Source organism: Polaromonas sp. P1_G2 (genome assembly GCF_056405515.1).
Genome location: NZ_JBFUBY010000689.1, coordinates 1 through 625 on the forward strand (window position 1 = coordinate 1; position 625 = coordinate 625).

At 62.2% G+C, this 625-nt stretch carries 1 protein-coding gene; it reads left to right on the forward strand.

The features are described 5' to 3' along the window. Nucleotides 1-625 (forward strand): ATP-binding protein (locus AC1D0P_RS26965; protein WP_477679537.1); only part of this gene is annotated, 625 nt, incomplete at both ends.

A 625-nucleotide genomic window follows, 5' to 3' on the forward strand; every position in this document is an offset into this window, starting at 1 on the left:
GTTCGTGCTGGGCAAGCCCGCCAACAACGTGCTGCTGACGGGCGCGCGCGGCACCGGCAAGTCCTCGCTGATCAAGGCCTGCCTGAACGAGTATTCGTCACGCGGCCTGCGCCTGATTGAAGTTGACAAGGCCGACCTGATCGACCTGCCGGACATCGTCGACGTGGTGTCCGGCCTGCCTGAAAAATTCATCGTCTTTTGCGACGACCTGAGTTTTGAGGAAGGTGAGCCGGGCTACAAGGCGCTCAAGTCCATCCTGGATGGTTCTGTCGCGGCGGCCACGCCCAACGTGCTGATCTACGCGACCAGTAACCGGCGCCACCTGCTGCCTGAGTACATGACGGAGAACCTCACCTACACCCGCAGCGAAGACGGTGAAGTGCACCCTGGTGAAGTTGTCGAAGAGAAGATTTCCTTGTCCGAGCGCTTCGGCCTTTGGGTCAGCTTTTACCCTTTCAGCCAGGACGAATACCTGACCATCGTCGCGCAATGGCTCTCGTCTTTCGGCGTGGGCACGGATGCGATTGCGGCGGCAAAACCGGCTTCCCTGGTCTGGGCGCTGGAGCGCGGCTCGCGCAGCGGCCGCGTGGCCTACCAGTTTGCCCGCGACTATGCCGGCCGGGAC